The 19,311-nt window shown below is 46.5% G+C and carries 23 protein-coding genes; all 23 read right to left on the bottom strand.

Annotated features, from left to right (window positions below; translation table 11 throughout):
- Positions 1-4: 4 nt before the first annotated feature.
- The gene (locus ABEQ74_RS18980; protein WP_430123702.1) at positions 5-862 is read right to left on the bottom strand and encodes a heptaprenyl diphosphate synthase component 1; all 858 of its coding nucleotides are present in this window, start codon (positions 860-862) and stop codon (positions 5-7) included.
- Between the two features lie 112 nt (positions 863-974).
- Entirely contained in the window at positions 975-1,520 is a 546-nt protein-coding gene (locus ABEQ74_RS18985; protein WP_430123703.1) for a hypothetical protein, read from the bottom strand.
- Between the two features lie 413 nt (positions 1,521-1,933).
- Complete coding sequence (locus ABEQ74_RS18990; protein WP_430123704.1) at positions 1,934-2,905, bottom strand: 1,4-dihydroxy-2-naphthoate polyprenyltransferase; 972 nt, start codon at positions 2,903-2,905, stop codon at positions 1,934-1,936.
- Between the two features lie 120 nt (positions 2,906-3,025).
- On the bottom strand, positions 3,026-3,604 hold the full coding sequence (locus tag ABEQ74_RS18995) for a DoxX family protein (protein WP_430124237.1): 579 nt from the start codon (positions 3,602-3,604) through the stop codon (positions 3,026-3,028).
- Positions 3,605-3,788: 184 nt separating this feature from the next.
- Positions 3,789-4,013, bottom strand: coding sequence for a trp RNA-binding attenuation protein MtrB (gene mtrB, locus ABEQ74_RS19000; protein ID WP_053488775.1), 225 nt, complete (start codon positions 4,011-4,013; stop codon positions 3,789-3,791).
- An 85-nt stretch (positions 4,014-4,098) separates the two neighbouring features.
- On the bottom strand, positions 4,099-4,371 hold the full coding sequence (locus ABEQ74_RS19005; RefSeq protein WP_053488776.1) for an HU family DNA-binding protein: 273 nt from the start codon (positions 4,369-4,371) through the stop codon (positions 4,099-4,101).
- A gap of 259 nt (positions 4,372-4,630) precedes the next feature.
- Positions 4,631-6,109, bottom strand: coding sequence for a stage IV sporulation protein A (gene spoIVA / locus ABEQ74_RS19010; RefSeq protein WP_430123708.1), 1,479 nt, complete (start codon positions 6,107-6,109; stop codon positions 4,631-4,633).
- Positions 6,110-6,610: 501 nt separating this feature from the next.
- Entirely contained in the window at positions 6,611-7,321 is a 711-nt protein-coding gene (locus ABEQ74_RS19015; RefSeq protein WP_430124238.1) for a hypothetical protein, read from the bottom strand.
- 66 nt (positions 7,322-7,387) lie between these two features.
- Positions 7,388-7,747, bottom strand: coding sequence for a 2Fe-2S iron-sulfur cluster-binding protein (locus tag ABEQ74_RS19020; protein WP_430123709.1), 360 nt, complete (start codon positions 7,745-7,747; stop codon positions 7,388-7,390).
- 74 nt (positions 7,748-7,821) lie between these two features.
- On the bottom strand, positions 7,822-8,406 hold the full coding sequence (locus ABEQ74_RS19025) for a hypothetical protein (RefSeq protein ID WP_430123710.1): 585 nt from the start codon (positions 8,404-8,406) through the stop codon (positions 7,822-7,824).
- Between the two features lie 42 nt (positions 8,407-8,448).
- Complete coding sequence (locus tag ABEQ74_RS19030) at positions 8,449-8,628, bottom strand: DUF2768 family protein (RefSeq protein ID WP_006209457.1); 180 nt, start codon at positions 8,626-8,628, stop codon at positions 8,449-8,451.
- Between the two features lie 144 nt (positions 8,629-8,772).
- Positions 8,773-9,048: a stage VI sporulation protein F gene (locus ABEQ74_RS19035; RefSeq protein WP_009595189.1), complete on the bottom strand. Its 276-nt coding sequence runs from the start codon at positions 9,046-9,048 to the stop codon at positions 8,773-8,775.
- A 63-nt stretch (positions 9,049-9,111) separates the two neighbouring features.
- Complete coding sequence (locus tag ABEQ74_RS19040) at positions 9,112-10,152, bottom strand: NAD(P)H-dependent glycerol-3-phosphate dehydrogenase (protein ID WP_430123712.1); 1,041 nt, start codon at positions 10,150-10,152, stop codon at positions 9,112-9,114.
- Entirely contained in the window at positions 10,145-10,771 is a 627-nt protein-coding gene (gene plsY / locus ABEQ74_RS19045; protein ID WP_430123713.1) for a glycerol-3-phosphate 1-O-acyltransferase PlsY, read from the bottom strand. Before plsY ends, ABEQ74_RS19040 begins: the two co-directional genes overlap by 8 nt.
- An 11-nt stretch (positions 10,772-10,782) precedes the next feature.
- Positions 10,783-12,105, bottom strand: a complete 1,323-nt coding sequence (gene der, locus ABEQ74_RS19050) for a ribosome biogenesis GTPase Der (RefSeq protein WP_430123714.1) — start codon at positions 12,103-12,105, stop codon at positions 10,783-10,785.
- 211 nt (positions 12,106-12,316) lie between these two features.
- The gene (gene rpsA / locus ABEQ74_RS19055; RefSeq protein ID WP_430123715.1) at positions 12,317-13,534 is read right to left on the bottom strand and encodes a 30S ribosomal protein S1; all 1,218 of its coding nucleotides are present in this window, start codon (positions 13,532-13,534) and stop codon (positions 12,317-12,319) included.
- A gap of 121 nt (positions 13,535-13,655) precedes the next feature.
- A complete protein-coding gene (locus ABEQ74_RS19060) occupies positions 13,656-14,246 on the bottom strand; it encodes a lysophospholipid acyltransferase family protein (RefSeq protein ID WP_430123716.1) in 591 nt (196 codons plus the stop codon).
- A gap of 21 nt (positions 14,247-14,267) precedes the next feature.
- Entirely contained in the window at positions 14,268-14,948 is a 681-nt protein-coding gene (gene cmk, locus ABEQ74_RS19065; protein ID WP_430123717.1) for a (d)CMP kinase, read from the bottom strand.
- Positions 14,949-15,124: 176 nt separating this feature from the next.
- Positions 15,125-15,412: a DUF5359 family protein gene (locus ABEQ74_RS19070; protein WP_430123718.1), complete on the bottom strand. Its 288-nt coding sequence runs from the start codon at positions 15,410-15,412 to the stop codon at positions 15,125-15,127.
- A gap of 63 nt (positions 15,413-15,475) precedes the next feature.
- Positions 15,476-16,129 (bottom strand): flagellar brake protein, encoded by a 654-nt coding sequence (locus ABEQ74_RS19075; protein WP_430124239.1) that lies wholly within the window; start codon positions 16,127-16,129, stop codon positions 15,476-15,478.
- Between the two features lie 152 nt (positions 16,130-16,281).
- Positions 16,282-17,631: a germination protein YpeB gene (gene ypeB / locus ABEQ74_RS19080; RefSeq protein WP_430123719.1), complete on the bottom strand. Its 1,350-nt coding sequence runs from the start codon at positions 17,629-17,631 to the stop codon at positions 16,282-16,284.
- Between the two features lie 311 nt (positions 17,632-17,942).
- Complete coding sequence (prsW, locus tag ABEQ74_RS19085; protein WP_430123720.1) at positions 17,943-18,638, bottom strand: glutamic-type intramembrane protease PrsW; 696 nt, start codon at positions 18,636-18,638, stop codon at positions 17,943-17,945.
- A gap of 58 nt (positions 18,639-18,696) precedes the next feature.
- A complete protein-coding gene (locus tag ABEQ74_RS19090; RefSeq protein WP_430123721.1) occupies positions 18,697-19,305 on the bottom strand; it encodes a genetic competence negative regulator in 609 nt (202 codons plus the stop codon).
- Positions 19,306-19,311 lie beyond the last annotated feature (6 nt).

A 19,311-nucleotide genomic window follows, 5' to 3' on the forward strand; every position in this document is an offset into this window, starting at 1 on the left:
TCCCCTACCCTTCACTTACGACAGATCGGTACGTGCTGAGCCGCTTCAAGAATGGATCCAGCATACCGGTACACGGACTGTCGCCGCGGCTTGCCAGCAGCTGCTGTATGACATTAACGGAATCTCGGAGCTTGTCCAGCAGCTTCTCGGAAGCCTTATGCTTCAGAATCAGTTTCTTCCAGTCCTTCATATCTGTCTTCTTGCTAACCAGCAGATTTCGTTCCTCTTCGCTGCCCGACTCGATCAAATGCCAGAACGCGTAGCCACCTCTGCCGATTTCAGGCGCAGCACAACGCTCCATCTCCCGCACAATGGTTTCACATGCCGTAAATTCCTTGAGCAGCTTCTCCCATGTTTCTTGCACGGACACCTCAAGCAGCGGAGTAAAAGAAAGAAACAGCTGCATATTCAGCTGTACAGTTAGCTGCAGATACTCTTCAGAAGGCAGCAACGATTTTTTCATTTTGCCATACAAACGCATCTTCATCACGTTCACATCGCTGACAGCCCTGCTAAGAAGCGAGATCACGGCAATTTCACCCTTATGGGCAAGGAGTTGATAAAAACGGCTGCTAAAATAATCCCCAGCGAGCACTTTTAGCTGCCGGGAACGCATCATCGCCTCTCCTTGATTGCCCTCCGTAACGTCGATGCTTTCATGTGTATCGAGTCCCAACTGAACCAGTGACGTAACCAGCGCGTACAATTCTTCGTGCCCGGCAATGTTCTTTCCCGAATCCTTTAAAAATATGTATAACAAATGAACACGGGCATCCGGGAATTCAGGAAGGTCCGTGTGTTTTTGAATCATATCATATTGAGTATATTTCTCTGCCAGTTCTGGTACGCGATACGGTTTCATTCTTAGCCTCCGAGCACTTGATGTTCTTTTGTCCAAATTAGCTCACAATCCAATCTATTATAACACATGTTCAGAGCACGTACATGCCCTGTCATCTACTATTTTAACCGTTTCATCGGCCGCTGAACTGCTTCTGCCAAAGATTCGTAAAAGTTATGTTAAGCGAGTTGGCAAGCCCTGGCGGGAATTCCCCGTTCTCAAGCTCGATTAAAGATTCCGCATATTTTGAATCCCACGCTTCCCTCGCCATATTCGAAGCGAGCAGCAAATATCGCTTTCCGCTCCAACGATCAATGGCAACCACTCGTAGATAAAGCTGCTGCACATTATCCGTTCCCTCAAATGAAAATGACAGGATGCTGGCAATATCTTCATAGACATCAGTGGCAGCAATTTCAGCTTCATCATGGAGTTTGATATCCAGAGTGAGGGCGCCCTCCCCATAATCCGCACGACTGATCTTGAGGTGGAGAGGAATCGACATGAGGGAATCCACTAATCCTTCATCGCTTAATTCTCGACTGTGATAAGGAAGCGCTGCAGTCATCGCTCCGGCCTTATCAAGCAATTGCGGTTTTAGCCCGGTTAATAAAGCCAGCATCGTAAATGAGATCACCGCTGGCAATAATAATGCTCGTACGAAATGCCAATGCTTCATGTCCCCTAGCCTCCTCTACTATTAAGTTTCTTCCTCTCACCATAAGTCCATACCTCATTGTATAAAGAAAAAAAGCAGGCTATGCCTGCTTTTAGAGGTTGTTCAAAAAGTCCGCTTTTGATAAGAAAACCAATCGAGGCCAATCAAAGATGAGCGACCGCGATTCAAAGGTAGGTTTTCTTGCGATATAGAATTCCATCAGCTCTGCTGATAACGAATAAATTCTATATCTAACACGAAGCGAATCAGGAAGCAACTCGGCATCGAATCTTGAATTCAGCCGGGCCTTCCGGTGCTCACGTACCCAATACGTACGCTCCGCTCCTGACATCCCTAGCTTCATCCAACCTTCTCGGTGCTGAAAATCGACCTTTTTGAACACGCACTTTTAAGTCAACCAAACTCATGTTGTTTTAGAATAGCGATTGGGATGTAAAGATCACAGCGATCGTCAACGCTGCAATTCGTGCAAGATTCATCAACACAAAGTTTTGTACCGCGATTACGAAAGTCTTTTGCTTCGAAGGTTCGTCAGTAAATTTAACGCTTTTTTTGTATATTGGAACTACTGTGATCAATACCAGGAGGACCAGCACTGGATGAACCTTAATCATCAGCAGTGCTACCAAATCGAAATAGGCGAAACAATACAGCAATCGAAACAGCTTCAAGGAATGCTTGGTCCCTATGTATACAGGCAGGGTGTAACGCTTATTCTCCATATCTTCTTCGATGTCACAGATGTTGTTGGCCAGCATAATGTTAGCAATCCCAAGAATGGCAGGCAAAGATACCATAAGCAGTAATATCACCTCAAAGAAATTCACGTGAATCGCTGCCATCCCTGTCCATAGATCGATATCTAGGACAGCCAGACTGATCGGGTTGTCCAGATGAATCCAGGCCGATATAAAAATGATTACGAATCCCATAAACAGTCCTGAGAACAGTTCTCCAAGCGGCATTCGGGAAATCGGGATCGGCCCAAACGAGTACAATATGCCAACCGCAAAAGACAGTCCACCGAGCAGCAGGATCAGCCAGCCTGTCGAAAGGAATAGCGCAATGCCACAACCTGCTGCTGTAAGGAGCAGTATGACGATTACAGACACGACTGCAGACTCTTTCAGGCCATAACGTACAATGGCATTATGCTGTTCGTAACCAAAACCATTTTTTTTAATTGCCTTTTTATAATCGTAGTAGTTATTGATTGCCGTCGTAGCCATGTCAAATGAGAGCAATGATGCAAGCATCAAGGCAAAATGAACGCCATCAAATGACTGAAAGCGAAACATCGCATAAACAGTTCCGAACAAGAACGGGATCATACTGGCTACCTTTGTCTGTATTTCCACCAATTTAAAAAAAGCTTTTATTCTCACGGCTATCATCCTTTATCCAAAAGATCTAATTACAGAATAAAGGATTCCAAGACCGCAGTCTGTTGGAATTGTACTTGACAAAACCTTCTCGAAAGTGACGAAAGTTACTTTTGCATTGAATTATTCTTTCGCGGATAGATCCTTCTCTTGTCGTCTCCGGCTCCATGGTGTACCCAGCAGCGGCAAGGCCCAGCGGTCTAAACCATACCAACCCGCGACTTTCCATGCCATAACGAGCCAGGTAGCCAAAATAAAGAGCAGTGGATTGGTGCTTACCGTACCTGCGAATAGGAAGCTGGCATTCATCAGCCCGCCAAAAAAGGCGGCAATGCCTGTCAGAAGACCTACGATCAAGCCAATCCCTACCAACACCTCTCCAAAAGCTACCATGTATGAGAACATCTTGGCATTGGGAAGTACGAATCCTTCGAGGAAAGAAGCATACCAGCCGCTTACGTCCTTACCTTCCTCTGCCTTGGCCAGTGCGCCGCCTACAAAGCCCTGTATGGCTGAGCCAGCTTCACTTCCTGTCCATGCTTCTGATGTAATCTTTTTAATTCCTGCTGATATCCATGCATAACCAAGATATAGTCTCACAAACAGCCATATCCATGCAGACCGAGTGCTGTTAAACAAAAACATGGATACTGGATTTTCGGGGACCACTACATATTGTCCTTCTTTGTACGAGTTAGCCATTGCTGCTTCAATCATCCTTTTCGTATATTTATTCATCCCATTCCTGCTAGTATATACATAGTTCCCGCACTCGGCAATAGTACGTTTAACAAGTTGTTAACACACATAGCGTGAGAATAAATATCCGAAACAAAAAAAGCCGCCACCTATTGGTGGGGCTTTTCCTTATGAATAAATGAATAGATCAGCTGCCGGACTCGACCTTCCCGTGCTTGGTTATCACTTCAGCTTTACCGCGAATTTTCACAGCGGATGTATGGTCCGTGAATTGGGCGATGATCACTTCGCCTTTGTCCAGCTTCTCGGTATGATGAAACCGAGTATCCTGTCCCCGGGTCAATCCAATCACTTGCACTCCATGATCTAATGCTTTAACTATAAAATAATCCCCGCTCTGGGCGTTCTCCATCTTCAAGACCTCCTTACCGTATGTCTAAAAGAAAAGGCCGTGAACGAATTCACGACCTGTGCTCTTAGGTAATATGTAGAAATCATTATTTGATTCCGTCTTTGAGCGCTTTACCAGGTTTAAACGCAGGAATTTTGCTCGCAGGGATTTCGATTTCTTCACCTGTTTGCGGGTTACGGCCTTTCCGCGCGGAACGCTCGCGAACCTCGAAGTTACCAAAACCCACCAGTTGTACCTTGTCTCCGTTCTGCAATGCTTCAGAGATAGCATCAAAAACGGCATCAACAGCTTTCGTTGCATCTTTCTTGGAAAGCTCAGTTGATTCGGCTACTTGTGTAATCAGATCCGATTTATTCATTCTTTCACCTCCCTAACAAGGAATGTGCTCCACTTGCTATTCACTGTTTCCGTTTTACCGCAAATTATACGTGCAATCGGGTAATTTACCCCTATTTCGCGTTTAGAATGCATGACGCGGAACAAATTTATAGTAATACAGTCATCTCATAATTTCAAGCACTTTGCTTTATTGGACCAAAGAAAACACGAAAAACAGTCGCTAATCGGGACTATTGTCCTGTTAGCGACTGCGTTTTTAACGCTTTATCCGCTTTCACTTATAGAATAATTGCGATCAAACCGCCTGAACCCTCGTTAATGATACGCCCCAATGTTTCTTGCAATTTATATCTGGCATTGTCGGGCATCATAGCGATTTTGCCTTGAATTCCTTCACGGACGATCGAGTGCAGCGAGCGCCCGAATATATCGGATTCCCAAATCTTGATCGGATCGTTCTCAAAATCCTGCATCAGATAGCGCACAAGCTCCTCGCTCTGCTTCTCTGTACCGATGATCGGCGAGAACTCGGATTCCACATCGACCCGTATCATATGGATCGATGGAGCCGTCGCTTTCAGTCTTACCCCGAAGCGCGTGCCCTGGCGAATAAGCTCAGGCTCATCAAGCGCCATTTCGGCTAAGGAAGGTGCAGCGATTCCGTATCCCGTCGTTTTAACCATTTCAAGTGCTTCAGCGAAGCGGTCATATTCCCGCTTGGCATGAGAGAACTCCTGCATCAACTGGAGCAGATGATCTTTACCGCGGATCTCCACGCCTACAACTTCCATCAGGATTCGATCATACAGTTCATCAGGCGCGAAGAGATCAATCTCGGCAACCCCTTGCCCCATATTCATGCCGCTGAGGCCGGCATGGTTGATGAAGTCATATTCCATGAACTGGCTAACCACACGATCGACATCGCGCAATCGGCGGATATCCTTAACGGTATCTCGAACTGAATTCTCATAGTTACTGCGCAGCCAGTGGTTCTCGTTGAGCACCATCACCCAGCTAGGCAGATTAACATTAACTTCATGAACCGGGAACTCATACAGTACTTCACGAAGAACACCGGTTACATCATCTTCGGTCATTGTGGCTGCACTCAGCGTCATAACCGGAATATCGTATTTCTCTGCCAGCTCATTACGCAGCTGGAGCGTTTCCTCACTGCGTGGGCGTGTAGAGTTAATGACAACCACAAATGGCTTGCCGACTTCCTTCAACTCTTCAATTACCCGCTCTTCCGCCTCTACGTAAGAGCTGCGTGGGATTTCGGCAATACTTCCGTCAGTGGTTATCACTACACCAAGCGTGGAGTGCTCCTGAATCACTTTACGGGTTCCGATTTCAGCGGCTTCCTGGAACGGAATTGGCTCTTCGAACCAAGGAGTTGAAATCATTCGCGGACCATTCTCATCTTCATAGCCCTTGGCGCCTTCAACCGCGTAACCTACACAATCCACCAATCTTACATTGACTTCAAGGCCATCCGTAACCTTGATCTGTACAGCATTGTTTGGCACAAATTTCGGCTCGGTTGTCATGATGGTTTTCCCTGCAGCACTTTGGGGCAGCTCATCGACAGCTCTTACTCGATCCGCCTCGTTCGTAATATTCGGGAGAACAACCGTCTCCATAAACCGCTTGATGAAGGTTGATTTTCCCGTACGGACGGCACCGACGACACCCAAGTAAATGTCACCTCCGGTCCGTTCGGCAATGTCTTTAAAAATGTCCACTTTTTCCAAAAGAGATCCCCTCCTCAAATTACTCCGAAGGAAAAATGCTTTAAGAGCATCCGCTTCGTGTTCCACTCATAGCCAAAGCCATTGCAACAGATGAGCAGCCTTTACAATGTCGCCAGCATCCCGCCGCCGGTATTCCATGAGTTTTTGATGGAAACGGCAAAGCGGAGTAACTCGTACATGCATTTGGACTAGTATCATCATATGTACCGGGTTCAAAAATATGACGGTCGCTCCTTATGTCCCTCCTATTTTTTTAAAGAGAAGGAAATGCCAAATCAACTAGACACCGTCATCAGATTTTCAATGATAAAACTACCGCAGGGACGCAAGTCTTCTTCCTTATGCACCTTCAGTCGTTTTCGTATTGCTCATGATGAGGGCAACCGGCTCTTGCCCGCACTACTCTTTCGAATTATGATTATGCTCGCACTTTACTAGATATTCCAAACAGATCAAGCTGATACAAAAAAAATACCCGCCGATCTCGGCGGGTATAATGCTTTAAGTTAGTGGCTGAGCGACTGGCTGGCCGTCCTGCCATGTATAGGGTACAGATTTCACAGGAACATAATAGGATTCCTGTTCCAAATATCTCCGTAAATCTTCATCTTTTTTAGGGTCAGTGCCGTTCTTTTGGATTGCCTGCATAATATCGAATGCATAATCGGCATAAACGGTACCGTTTTCATCCATGATAAAAGTCATTTCCTGACCCGAATACACACTGTTCAATTTAAGGGATTTGGCATCGGTTTTGGACAGATCCACCGTCGTATATCCAGGATAAAAGGCTTCCCCTGCGGGAAGGGCGTCGTCATGGCTCATTTTATACAGATTAACAGCTCTCTGAACGTCATTTACCTTTTGAGTGGTGGTCAGGTCCATGACCTTCACGGTTGGTTCGGTTTCTTCATTGATAATGAGAAAATATCCGCTGCCTCCCTTCTCAAATGCCGTATTCGGAATTTGATCGATGTACCCTCGGTTCTTCAGCTGATCCAGATCAACGCGATATTTCTCATAGCGCGGAACTTCTGAGCCAGCCGTAATAATCGGCAGTATGCCTTGCTCTTGATAAAAGTCGTCTACAGCCGACTGGATTCTTTTGACGCTTTCCCTATATGAAACTTTATTCTCAGGCATGTTCTCACCAGGATACAAACAGCCTGTCAGCAATGCTGGTAACAGCACCAGAACCAAGGCGGCAGACATTTTCTTCGAACGGCCTGCCGCTCGGGTCAACCAAGTGATCCTATTCAACTATCATCATCCTTCGCATTAAATAAAATCATCCGTATCTCGATTTCTCGCAGCTTCCAGCTGCTTACGTATTGCAGCTTTCAGGGGGTCCTCCGGTATGACTACCTTCAAGTGATTCATGATTTTTGTCTGGCAGGCAAGCCGGTAACCTTGTTCAATCATGGATGTCCCCAGCTTTCTAACTTCCTTAGGCTCCGGCGGTGAACAATGTTCCTTCTCCTCGCCTTGAACCAAGATCTTGCACATCAAGCAGCCGGCTTTGCCCCCACAACGAGTAGGGATACGCACACCCGCCCGGCGCGAGGCGTCCAAGACATTCGTCTGCGGACGCACCTTGATCTTCTTCTCATCCGGCTGAAATAATATCTCGTAGTCCAACGGTAACCGCGCTCCTTTGTCTTATGTACACAAGCAATCCTGCTCTAGACCCTCGCGATTTATGTGTGGTGCGGTTATTGTCCGAGAAGCTGATTAAGAGCTCTCTTATGTTCTTCATTCAGTTGATTCCGGGATAAAATCTGCTGCAGAAGTGGTATATGATGTTCCTTATCCTTCCGCATGGCCTCCGCAATAGCTTCATAACGATCAGCCCGGCCTCGAAGGACATTAAATACAAGCTCATGGCTTAAGGGCATCAGCCTTACCGTGCCACCTTGTATGTGACGCGCTGCAGCAGCTGGGTACAGCAGCTGATCAATCTCAACTCTATAAGACGACCCTGTGGCATTCACTTCAAACCCGCCAACTAGTTCAATTGGATATTTCATGAGTTCATAGTGGCTTAACGTTGAAGTATAGATCCCTTCCTGGTCCAAGTGGGGTACATCCACCGCCGCGAAGGCCAGGGACTGATGCAACAGCTGTATCCCGCTTGCATCGGCATATATATCGATATCTCTAGGCGCCTTATGTAAATTGACATCCTGAAGCAGCAGGCTGCAGCTTCCGCCCAACAACCAAGGGATTGAGGCCTGATTCAGCTTATGAATGGCTGTAGCTAACACATTCTCCAATTCCGGCATATCATTCAGTGTCATGCTGCACCCCTTCTACCATATCTCCTGAATGGACTCTCCATATCAAATAATGGAGGCCAGTCCAATAATAAACCCGAAAATCATCATCATAAAGGCCACGAATGACAATGTGCCTCGCAGAAAACCCTTGGTTTTGCTCCGCGCAAGCGTAACCACTATAACGGACAGCGCCATAATCAATAATGCGACAAGGGACAGCCACATCTTTTGCATCGGATCCATGTCACGAAACTCTCCATTCTATCATCAAATTATTCAACCTATTATATCACAAAAAACGATTGCGCCTCATTCGCATACATCAAAAAGAATAAAACAAAAGCCGTCGTCCATCTGGACACGGCTTTTGATCTGCATCGCCCTATCTTATTTGTTCATCATCATTTTCATCAAGGCTTCCATATTGCTCGGATTCATGCCACTCTTCTTGACCGCGCCGACAATCTCCTGGATCGTGTCCTCACTCACAGGTATATTGGCCATGGCCGATACCTGCTTGATCAGCTGGCGGAGCTGGGCTTCATTTTGCATTGTAGACGGTTTAACCGTGCTAGCCAGCTTATTGACAGCCCCTGAAGAAATTTTTTTGCCACTCTTCTTGTTGATCGCATTCAGAACATCCTTGTGAAAGCTTTTGCTCATTTCCACCCCTCCTCCGACATCCTCACATCAATATATGAGTCAAACATCGGAATGGTGAATAAGCTAAGTGTGCCACTGTTCCCAAGTTTCGAGTGGCATCATTTCCATCTCGGTTTTGGGATCACGCCCCATTAAGGCTTCCACGGCGATGCGTGGATTCCGGTCTTTAAACAATACATGATACAGCTGATCGGCTATCGGCATCTGTACGCCATACTTTTCTGAGATCGCATGTGCCGCTTTAGTTGTACGAATGCCTTCTACAACCATGCCCATAGAACTTAGAACCTCGTCCAGCTTTTTTCCTTGTCCTAGCATCGAGCCAGCGCGCCAATTCCGACTGTGCTGACTTGTCGCCGTTACGACCAGATCTCCGATCCCTGCAAGCCCGGCAAAAGTGAGAGGATTGGCTCCCATCTCCATGCCGATTCTTAAAATTTCCGCCAAACCTCTCGTAATGAGTGCTGCTTTGGCATTATCGCCAAAGCCCAGTCCGTCAGACATCCCAGCTCCGAGCGCGATAATATTTTTCAACGCACCGGCCAGTTCTACGCCAATCATATCCCGGTTTGTGTAGACTCTGAAATAGGCGTTCATGAACAAATCTTGAGCAGCTGCGGCTGCCTCGGCGTCCAATGAAGCCACAACAACCGTAGTTGGACAACGTCTGACCACTTCCTCGGCATGGCTCGGTCCTGATAATACCACGACATGCCCTTCCTCGCAGCCCAGCTCTTCGGCGATGACACTGGACATTCGCTTTAAAGATTCAATCTCAAATCCTTTGGTTGCGTGAATAACGAGCATATCTTCGCTCCAATATTGCTTCAGTTGCCCTGTAACCTCCCGCATCGCGGACGAAGGCGCAACGATGACGACTGCAGCAGCGGAAGAGACTGCTTCTCCCATTTCAGTTGTAGCCCGAATCTTCGGAGAAAGTTCCACACCAGGCAAATAACGATTGTTGGTATGAGACTCGTTAATTTCGCGAGCCTGTTCCTCCGTTCTTGTCCAGACTACGACATCCAAGTTATTCGACGCAAGAACACTTGCCAAAGCGGTTCCCCAACTGCCTGCTACCAACACAGCAACTTTGTCAGACAACACGCTTCCCTCCTTTGTCCTTTCCTTTTCCAGAACCCAGCTTATTTTCACGGCCCTCTACCAGCTTCAAGATGTTCGAGCGATGCCTCCAGATGGCGAATAAGCAAATGATCAAGCTCGTCCAAAAAATTGGCCAGGGATATCCTGCAATCAATAGAAAAATAGGTGTAAGTATTACAAATATAAGGGAACCAAGTGATACATATCGAGTAATTACGATAGATAAGATGGCAATGATACCAGCGATCAACGCTGGAATAAAGCATAGCGTAGCAAGCACCCCAATGGCGGTTGCAATTCCCTTTCCTCCCCGAAAGCGGAAGTATATCGGCCAGTTATGACCGATAATAGCCGCTATGCCGCATAATCCGGGAAGCCACGCATTGTCTCCTCCGAGCCATCGTCCGATCCAAACCGCAGCGATGCCCTTAATAACATCCAAAGCCAATACGAGAATGGCAGGTCCCTTTCCAAGGACACGAAGGGTATTCGTTGCCCCAGCGTTACCGCTGCCATGTTGACGAATGTCAATCCCTTTCAGGATTTTGGCAAGCAGTACGCTAAAGCTTACCGAACCAAGTAAATAACACACTACGATCGCTACGATTTCTAGAAACAAACTATTCTCCCCTAACTCTCATCAGACTTTCTTCGAGTAAATATCCTGATGGGTGTACCTTCAAAGTCAAACGCGGCCCGAATCTTATTCTCAAGATAACGTTCATATGAGAAGTGCATCAATTCCGGATCGTTGACAAACACAACCATGGTCGGCGGCTTGACCGCAACCTGCGTACAGTAATTGATACGTAATCTTCTTCCCTTATCCGTCGGAGGCGGGTTAATGGCAACCGCGTCGGATATCACATCGTTAAGCAAATGTGTCTGAACACGCAATGAGTGCTGATCTGCCACATGCTTAACCACAGGAAGCAATTTCTGCAGGCGCTGTTTGGTTTTGGCGGATAGGAACACAACCGGTGCATATGTCATGAACAGGAAATGATCCCTGATCTTCTTCTCGAACTGCTGCATCGTTTTATCGTCTTTCTCAACCATATCCCACTTGTTCACGACAAATAAGGAAGCTTTACCTGCTTCATAAGCATAACCGGCAATATGCTTGTCCTGCTCAATGATGCCTTCTTCGCCATTAATAAGCACAAGAACGACATCTGCGCGCTCGATGGCTCGCATGGCACGCATAACGCTGTACTTCTCCGTTGTTTCATAGACTTTGCCGCGTTTACGCATACCCGCTGTATCGATGAGCACATAGCGCTGTCCGTCCTTCTCGAAAGGCGTATCAATCGCGTCGCGGGTCGTGCCTGCAACATCGCTGACGATAACGCGTTCTTCTCCCAAAATAGCATTAACCAGCGAGGATTTGCCCACATTCGGTCGGCCGATCAGGGCAACTCGAATAACGTCCTCGTCATACTCATCTTCTTCCAGTTCTGGCAAGTTCTCTACCACTACATCCAGCAGATCACCGATTCCAGTGCCGTGGCTGCCCGATATTCCAACAGGGTCACCAAACCCGAGGGAATAAAACTCGTAAATATCGTCAGCACGTTTCAAATTATCAACTTTATTTACACTTAGGATGACGGGTTTGCCGGAACGAAACAGAATTTGTGCTACTTCTTCATCCGACTGGGTAACTCCCGTCTTTGCATCGCACATAAATACGATGACATCCGCCTCTTCAATAGCAAGTTCGGCTTGCATGCGTATGGATTTCAATATCATGTCGTCGCCGTCAATTTCGATACCTCCGGTATCGATGACGCTGAACGCTTTGCCGTTCCATTCGGCATTTCCGTAAATTCGGTCGCGGGTAATACCCGGTTTATCTTCAACGATGGCCAATCTGTCGCCTATCAATCGGTTAAATATGGTGGATTTACCGACGTTCGGCCGTCCAACAATAGCCACTACGGGTCTTGCCATAGTCACTCCTCCTGTCAATTCTTACGATTATCATCATAGCAAAAAACGTTACAATTGGCTAACCTTTCATTCTTATTTCTATTATGCTCCACCCCATGTTACAACATCCGCTGCTATTCGTCCTCTAAAAAAACAAATGGCGAACCCAGAGATCTGGGTTCGCCGACTTCGTTATGATAGGTCGATAGACCGAACAAAACTGTTCCCGGGCTTACTTGAATTTGCTCAGCTTATCGCCAAAGCGCTCTCCAAGCGTAACGCTCATGCCTTGATTGCTCAAAGAAACGTTCGGATTGTCTTTCAGGTCGATCTTAGGACCTTTGGACGGTTTTTCAGCACGCGGAGCTTGAGCCGGTGCTTCTTCAGTTTCTTTGATACTCAAGCTTACACGCTGCTCGGAAGTGTTGATATCCAGCACTTTAACCTGAACTTCCTGGCCTTCTTTCAATACTTCCTGCGGAGTTCCGATATGCTTGTGAGAGATTTGGGAGATATGAACCAAACCTTCTACGCCTGGAGCAAGCTCAACGAAAGCACCAAAGGTAACCAGTCGTTTAACCACACCTGTTACGATGTCGCCAGTTTTGAATTGCTCGCCAGCCGTTTCCCAAGGGCCCGGAGCAGCAGCTTTGATACTGAGGCTGATTTTTCCTTTTTCAGGATCCACTTTCAGTACCTTCACACGCACTTGATCGCCTTCGGACAATACGTCCGCTGGTTTGTCAACGTGGCTCCAAGCAATCTCAGATACGTGTACGAGACCGTCTACGCCGCCTACGTCAACGAATGCACCGAATTGTGTAAGACGTTGTACTGTACCTTCCAGTACTTGGCCTTCTTGAAGTTCGGACATTACTTTTTGTTTATTCGCTTCGAACTCTTCTTCCAGAACATCTTTCTGGGAAAGAATCACTTTGTTGTTCTCGCGGTCCAGTTCTTTCACTTTTACGCGAAGTGTGCGGCCTTTATAGTCGCTGAAATCTTCAACAAAATGACGTTCTACCATAGATGCAGGAATGAATCCACGAGCGCCTACATCAGCAACAAGCCCGCCTTTTACTACATCTGCTACCGTTACTTCGAAGACGTCTTGATCTGCAAAGTGCTTCTCAAGCTCTTCCCATGAGTTCTCGGTATCGATGGCGCGTTTGGACAATACCAGGCTCTCTTTGTCATCATTGATGCTTACAACTTTGCATTCTACTTCTTGGCCAACCTGAACCGCCTCAGAAGCATTATCAAGCTGTACCGAAGACAGTTCGCGAACAGGAATTACGCCGTCATATTTATATCCAATGCTTACATAAGCTTGGTTGTCCTCCAGTTTGACGATCGTCCCTTTCACGGTGTCCCCTTTTTTCAAGGATACGATTTGGTCGAGCTGTTCTTGATTCTCAACAGCCTCTTGGTTTCTTGTTTCTTCCGACATGTCAAATAACCTCCTCAATTCAAACCCCATTTATTTAAACTCGCATAGGCGAAGTTCAAAACATAATTGCTGTAGTATCTTTCCAAACTTCCCATGGTTTTTATGCATGAAGCGCATAATTTCAGTTCACGGTTGGTTGGCCGCTTGCTCGCATTTCATGAATTTTACTCATAATGATTTCGGTTGCGGCATCGAGTGCTTCTGGTGATTTCTCTCCTTCGAAGCGGGATAAATCCACAGGAGCCCCATAGATAATCTTCACTTTCCGGAACAGTTTATAATCCCCAATAATTGCAGCCGGAATAACGGTTGCTCCACTGCGAAGTGCAAAGCTTGCTGCTCCCCGTTTGGCAGCCGTCGCATCAGAATTGCGCGTGCCCTCAGGGAAGATTCCCATAATCTCGCCGGAACGCAGAATTGTAAGAGCCGTCTTGATGGACTCTTTGCTGACGCCTTCGCGCTTAACCGGAAAAGCTCCAAGCTGATGAAGCAGCCATCCGAACCCCGGGGTTTTGAATAATTCAGCTTTTGCCATGAATTTCACCTGGCGCTTGACGTGAATCCCGACCGATATCGGATCTCTTATGCTAATATGATTGCTACAGATCAGCACGCCGCCTTCAGAAGGTATGTTATGTACGCCGACAGATTCAAATCTGTAGAGAATAGCGAACAAACCGCGGACCACCGCTCTGCAAAAAACATAAATCATGTTCTTTTCTCTCCATCCCAATTAAGTTTTGCAGTATGAAAGGATTGCCTCCACAACCTGGTTGATATCCATATGTGTCGTGTCGAGAATGATGGCGTCTTCAGCACATCGGAGCGGCGACACTTCACGTTCCTGGTCAAGCCTGTCACGTTCTGCGATATCTCTTTCCAGTTGTTCCAGCGTTATGCCTTCATCACTCAACTCATTGAAACGGCGAAGCGCGCGTTCTTTGACACTGGCCGTCATGAAAATCTTCACCTCGGCATCCGGTAAAACCGTAGTTCCGATGTCACGTCCATCCATCACAACGCCCTTATCCTGTGCCATTTGCTGCTGCAAATGGACAAGTTGTGCTCGCAAGCCTTCGATTCGCGCATACTTCGACACTTCTGCACTCACCTGATGGGAACGAATATAGGGGGTGACATCCTCGCCGTTAAGCCAAACCATTTGGCCATTTTCATGCGGTTTTAATTCAATCACCAAGTTTTGGGCATGTTGAAGCACTTTTTCGGAATCTTCTGCAGAAATTCCATGGTCCAACATAAACCAGGTAACTGCCCTGTACATGGCACCGGTATCCACGTAGATGTATTGGAGCCTGCTGGCCACCATACGTGCCACTGTGCTTTTACCTGCGCCGGCCGGGCCGTCAATGGCAATATTAATGTTGTCGCGATAACCTGTCCCCTGCGTAACCAACGGGGCATTCCTCCCTCAAACATGAACCTTCAAAATCAAAGAGCTTGCCACCCTAAAAAGGATGGGCACCACCGTTACTTCGCAAAAATATTAAGAACGTGAGGGATATTTCGACACATTCTTCATATTTCATTAAAAAAGCAGGCGCCCGCCTGCGACGTGAAAATTATACCACACTAGCTAGAGTGATGCAAAAGAGAAGGGGTGTTTCCACACATCCAATCGTTTACATTTGGCTCGTTAACAGGAATTCCTTCCATTTGCTGAACGGGTGAAATATAGGGCCTGCTGGGCTCGTAATGGAGCAGCAGCTGGATTACAATCAGGGTAAGTATCAGTCCGATCAACAGCCTCAAAAACACCTTGCCATACCGCTCATCTAGTGCTTGACCCTGCTCCTCTGCTGTCCAATCGACATTCTTCGTCCCCGTCATCTGATCTTGTTCATTGCATGTTTTTGACATGGCAGATATTCCTTCCAGCACGAAATTTCCGCTAGTATACCACCATATCGATTCGATTATTCATTAACGATTACGAAAATCAAATTGTCTCTCAAAACAATAACGAATCAGCTTCTGGCGTTCCATGTCTGCAATCTGTTTAAATTTCAACATGGCAATGCTTCGATTCGTAGGCAGTTCTTTGATTCTGACCACTTCACCTTCAAAAGGGACATGCTCGACCGACCCGTTCTTATAAGGGACGAGTAACCAGCAATGAAGTACGCTTCCTTCCTTAATCCGCTGTTCCGGTTTCAAGTAGAAGGATATACCGCCTCCGCCGACATCCTCCGTCTTCGTTAAGAACTGTGTGCCATCTTTGGCTGTAACTGCAACTTCGAGCTCAGCCTGTACTCTTAGGAAGCTTCTCCTTTGTACTTTTGTGATCTGATCAGGTTCCGGTTTTTTGATGCGGACTAGGCGTATTACATCCTCGTGGTGGCTTAGAACATATGTATTGAAATAATTTTTTACGCCGCCTTCTGTCAAAAAATAAGCAGAAAGCTCATCTCCGATAAATAGCTTCTTTAATCTGCCGGTTCCTTCCTGAAGCGGTACCTCCATATACATCGATTCTTCATCCATGTCGGAAATACGGGATTTATACACAATGCTAGCTTCTTTCTCATCACCCGTATCCAGCTGGATATAGAGGACATCATTGATCTTTGGATACAATACTCTCACCCACTACTTCATCATAATCAATATGTTTCATTATATCACGGCTTGCCCGGCTCGATAGGGAAAAATCTTCACGCACATGCCGACTTCTACAGAAAAAGCCGATTAAGGATTTCCTTAATCGGCTCGTATACTCGGTAAAACAATTATCTAACTCCAGCTTGTGCATCTTTCACAACCTCGACCGTTTCTTCAAGCCCGGTATCCGAGTTAACGTAAATTCGGTACTGAGATCCATTGATGCGTCCGCCAAATTCGTAGCATAACACATCCTCGGAACGATCATTTTTAATGATGGCTTTCCGATGATAAAGCACCTTGAAATCAGGATTCAGAACCTTTTTCGCTTCGGCGAGGCTGATGGATGGCTGTGGAATCTCGCGCTTCATCTGATGCTCATAAACAAAGTCGCTGGCCTGAAAACCGATGACATCCCCGTTATCCAAAGCTGAACGAACGGTGATTTTTTCAGGATAAATCAGAACACCATCCTCTTCACGTACAAATGAGAAGTTAGCGAGATTATCATATGGATCCGCTGAAACGGCGGTCATATCGGGATACCCCTTCTTCTCCAAGAATAGCTGAGCACGATCAATAGCGTCTTGAACAGATACCCTCTGCGCACCAACATTCCGTTCATTTGTGTATGAAATGATTTGGCCGCCTTTTTCAGTAAAGTCCATACTGATCATATAGCCTTTCGGATGTTTCACCTTTGCCGTGAAGGATACCCAATCGGTTCCTTTCCCATTCTTCGTTATTTGTACTCGGGCATTATCGCCGGCGTCGGCAAACTTCAGTGCTTTTCGTTTTACATCCTCCTCCGTAATCGGCATGCCTGCCAACTGTTTCACGGAGCGTTTGTTATAAATGCTGCTAACGGACGGACCCCAATCCAGCTCAGGATAGGACTCCACTTTTTTATCAACTGTTTTGAATCCGTCAATAATCGAGTTATCCTCTATACTGTTCGTAGCCAGGGCCGTTTCTACGTCCATCCATCGCAAACTGTTTGTGATGACCTTATGCTGCACTTGTTGTAAATCCTTTGTGATCTCGCCCGAGTTGGTGTACAACGTTTTAAGCGTTTTGACCTCACTCTCACTGAGCGGCTCTTTCGTCAAATCACGTACACCGGCTTTATAAGCAAAATTGGAGATACGTGAGAGGAATTCCTCCGTTTTGTTAAAAGGAAGCAGCGTAAGCGGCAGCTGACTGATTTCGTTCTGCGCATTGCTGGTCAGACGCCATACATTCATCAAGCCTTTCCGGTGCATCCCCTGAGAGGTAGAGCTTACGGCCAGCGTATTGCCAAGCTCTGCATGAATTCTGTCCATATTATACGACAAGTTATGAAACGCCCGCTGGTATTGGTTCTCCGCATTAATCAATATGGCGTTTTTTTCTTTATTCTCTTGATATCCCCACACCAAAGCTCCGACCAATAAAATGGTCGCCAGAGGAAACAGTATAGCGCTTATTCGTCTGTACATGATACGATCGTCTCCTTTCTTCTACTCACTGCAATTAGTTTGACTAGAAGAAAGAAGTCTTATGCACTTTTTCCAGGATCACATCGTGAAATTAATAATCTTCCTCAATATCGAAATGATCACGGTTGTTGCACAAACATTGTTTAAAGCCCGTTTCAATCCTGCCTTGTTCTTTCTTTCCCCGAAGCACAAACCGTTCGCCGCAGTCTCTGCAAAGAATTCTTACTTTTATACGCAACAAAGGACACCTTCCTTATCTAGGATACCCGGCTGCCAGCCAGGCTCTATAGAACGAAGTGTGCCCTTATTTGTCACGTATTAACCTCTTCATCCCGCTGGATTAAGCGAAAGGGAGAACGGTTGTTGGCCCTTGTGATTTTGCCCATACCACCATACCATAGCAGTACCATAAGCGGAACAATAAACCATAACCATGTATGAGTGAATAAATTCAGAATAACATCGTAAAGAGCATGCCACATCCAAGGCAGCATGAGGGACAAAGCGAGAAAGAAGCGTCTCCTTTTCCCTTCTGTAAATCTGGCGTGTCCCATATAGTACCCCATTATAACACCGAACATTGCATGACCTGATACCGGTAGCAAGGCGCGCAAGAGCATGGGACCAAAGGCAGCCTGGCTGTACCAGGAATAAATCAAATTCTCCACCGTTGCAAAACCTAACGATATCGCAACTGCATACAGGATGCCATCGTATGGCTCGTCAAATTCCGTATGGTTAAAAATAATATGATACATCACAAACCATTTCAAAAATTCCTCTACGCCCGCGGAAACGAACAGAGAGTTGACAACCGGATTATCGCCTAGCCACAGCATCATTCCCCGTTGCAGGATCATCACCGGGAAAACAATCAGAACCCCTAACATGAATACTTTGATTACCATGTGCAGGGGTTCTTGATCATACCTGTCCTTCAGGTAGAAATACGTGAGCAATGCGAGTCCCGGCGCCAAAGCTGACGCAATTACCGAGAACATAAGCACTAAAAAATCCCCTTCCATCCGCTGCGAGCCTAGAGTCCGGCACGCACGCCCACATCCATTATTGCTGACGCTGGAAGTGTGTACAGATCACCTCAACTGCTTGCTGAGGCATTACTTTCTTCCCGTATTCCTCCAGCATAGCCTCCGTTACTGAGGAGGATTCTCCGAATTCAGCGAGCATGGCAATGACCGCCGGCAGCTTCTCGCTGTTTAATTCCTCAGGGTCGAAGTACAAAAACCATTTATCCATATAGTGATAGAGCTTACCTGCTCCGCCTACTAGGTCCTTCAACATATGTGATGCTTCAATGAGCACTTCAAAATCTTGAAAAACATAGACGATTGTATCACTTTGATCCAGCGTTAACTCCATTTCGTAGATCTCGTCCGGCATATCTTCTTCGGACAGGCCGCCGAAATGATCGTATTTCCCTCTCGTCACAATAACCACCATGCCTTGGGCAGGCAGTGCAAACACCTCAACGGCAAGAGGTCCGGTGGCATCAAACCCGAGTTCACTGTATGCCTGATCCATCATCTCCGTAAACAGGTCATAAACTTTCGGTATTTCCTGCCACATCTCTTCCTTCTGGATCCCACGCTCACTCAGATCGTCAAACGTGAGGAAAATCCGTATCTTATCTTGACTCAAACGCTCTATTTTCATGACAGG

This window comes from Paenibacillus solani (genome assembly GCF_050475945.1).
Classification (GTDB): Bacteria; Bacillota; Bacilli; order Paenibacillales; family Paenibacillaceae; genus Paenibacillus_AQ; species Paenibacillus_AQ solani_A.

What these genes read in the sequence shown, in the direction of transcription:
- ABEQ74_RS18980 (WP_430123702.1), bottom strand. Translation starts at nt 862, where the DNA reads ATGAAACCGTATCGCGTACCAGAACTGGCAGAGAAATATACTCAATAT.
- ABEQ74_RS18985 (WP_430123703.1), bottom strand. Translation starts at nt 1,520, where the DNA reads ATGAAGCATTGGCATTTCGTACGAGCATTATTATTGCCAGCGGTGATC.
- ABEQ74_RS18995 (WP_430124237.1), bottom strand. Translation starts at nt 3,604, where the DNA reads ATGGCTAACTCGTACAAAGAAGGACAATATGTAGTGGTCCCCGAAAAT.
- mtrB (WP_053488775.1), bottom strand. Translation starts at nt 4,013, where the DNA reads ATGGAGAACGCCCAGAGCGGGGATTATTTTATAGTTAAAGCATTAGAT.
- ABEQ74_RS19005 (WP_053488776.1), bottom strand. Translation starts at nt 4,371, where the DNA reads ATGAATAAATCGGATCTGATTACACAAGTAGCCGAATCAACTGAGCTT.
- ABEQ74_RS19015 (WP_430124238.1), bottom strand. Translation starts at nt 7,321, where the DNA reads ATGTCTGCCGCCTTGGTTCTGGTGCTGTTACCAGCATTGCTGACAGGC.
- ABEQ74_RS19025 (WP_430123710.1), bottom strand. Translation starts at nt 8,406, where the DNA reads ATGACACTGAATGATATGCCGGAATTGGAGAATGTGTTAGCTACAGCC.
- ABEQ74_RS19030 (WP_006209457.1), bottom strand. Translation starts at nt 8,628, where the DNA reads ATGGATCCGATGCAAAAGATGTGGCTGTCCCTTGTCGCATTATTGATT.
- ABEQ74_RS19035 (WP_009595189.1), bottom strand. Translation starts at nt 9,048, where the DNA reads ATGAGCAAAAGCTTTCACAAGGATGTTCTGAATGCGATCAACAAGAAG.
- der (WP_430123714.1), bottom strand. Translation starts at nt 12,105, where the DNA reads ATGGCAAGACCCGTAGTGGCTATTGTTGGACGGCCGAACGTCGGTAAA.
- rpsA (WP_430123715.1), bottom strand. Translation starts at nt 13,534, where the DNA reads ATGTCGGAAGAAACAAGAAACCAAGAGGCTGTTGAGAATCAAGAACAG.
- ABEQ74_RS19060 (WP_430123716.1), bottom strand. Translation starts at nt 14,246, where the DNA reads ATGATTTATGTTTTTTGCAGAGCGGTGGTCCGCGGTTTGTTCGCTATT.
- ABEQ74_RS19070 (WP_430123718.1), bottom strand. Translation starts at nt 15,412, where the DNA reads ATGTCAAAAACATGCAATGAACAAGATCAGATGACGGGGACGAAGAAT.
- ypeB (WP_430123719.1), bottom strand. Translation starts at nt 17,631, where the DNA reads ATGTACAGACGAATAAGCGCTATACTGTTTCCTCTGGCGACCATTTTA.
- ABEQ74_RS19090 (WP_430123721.1), bottom strand. Translation starts at nt 19,305, where the DNA reads ATGAAAATAGAGCGTTTGAGTCAAGATAAGATACGGATTTTCCTCACG.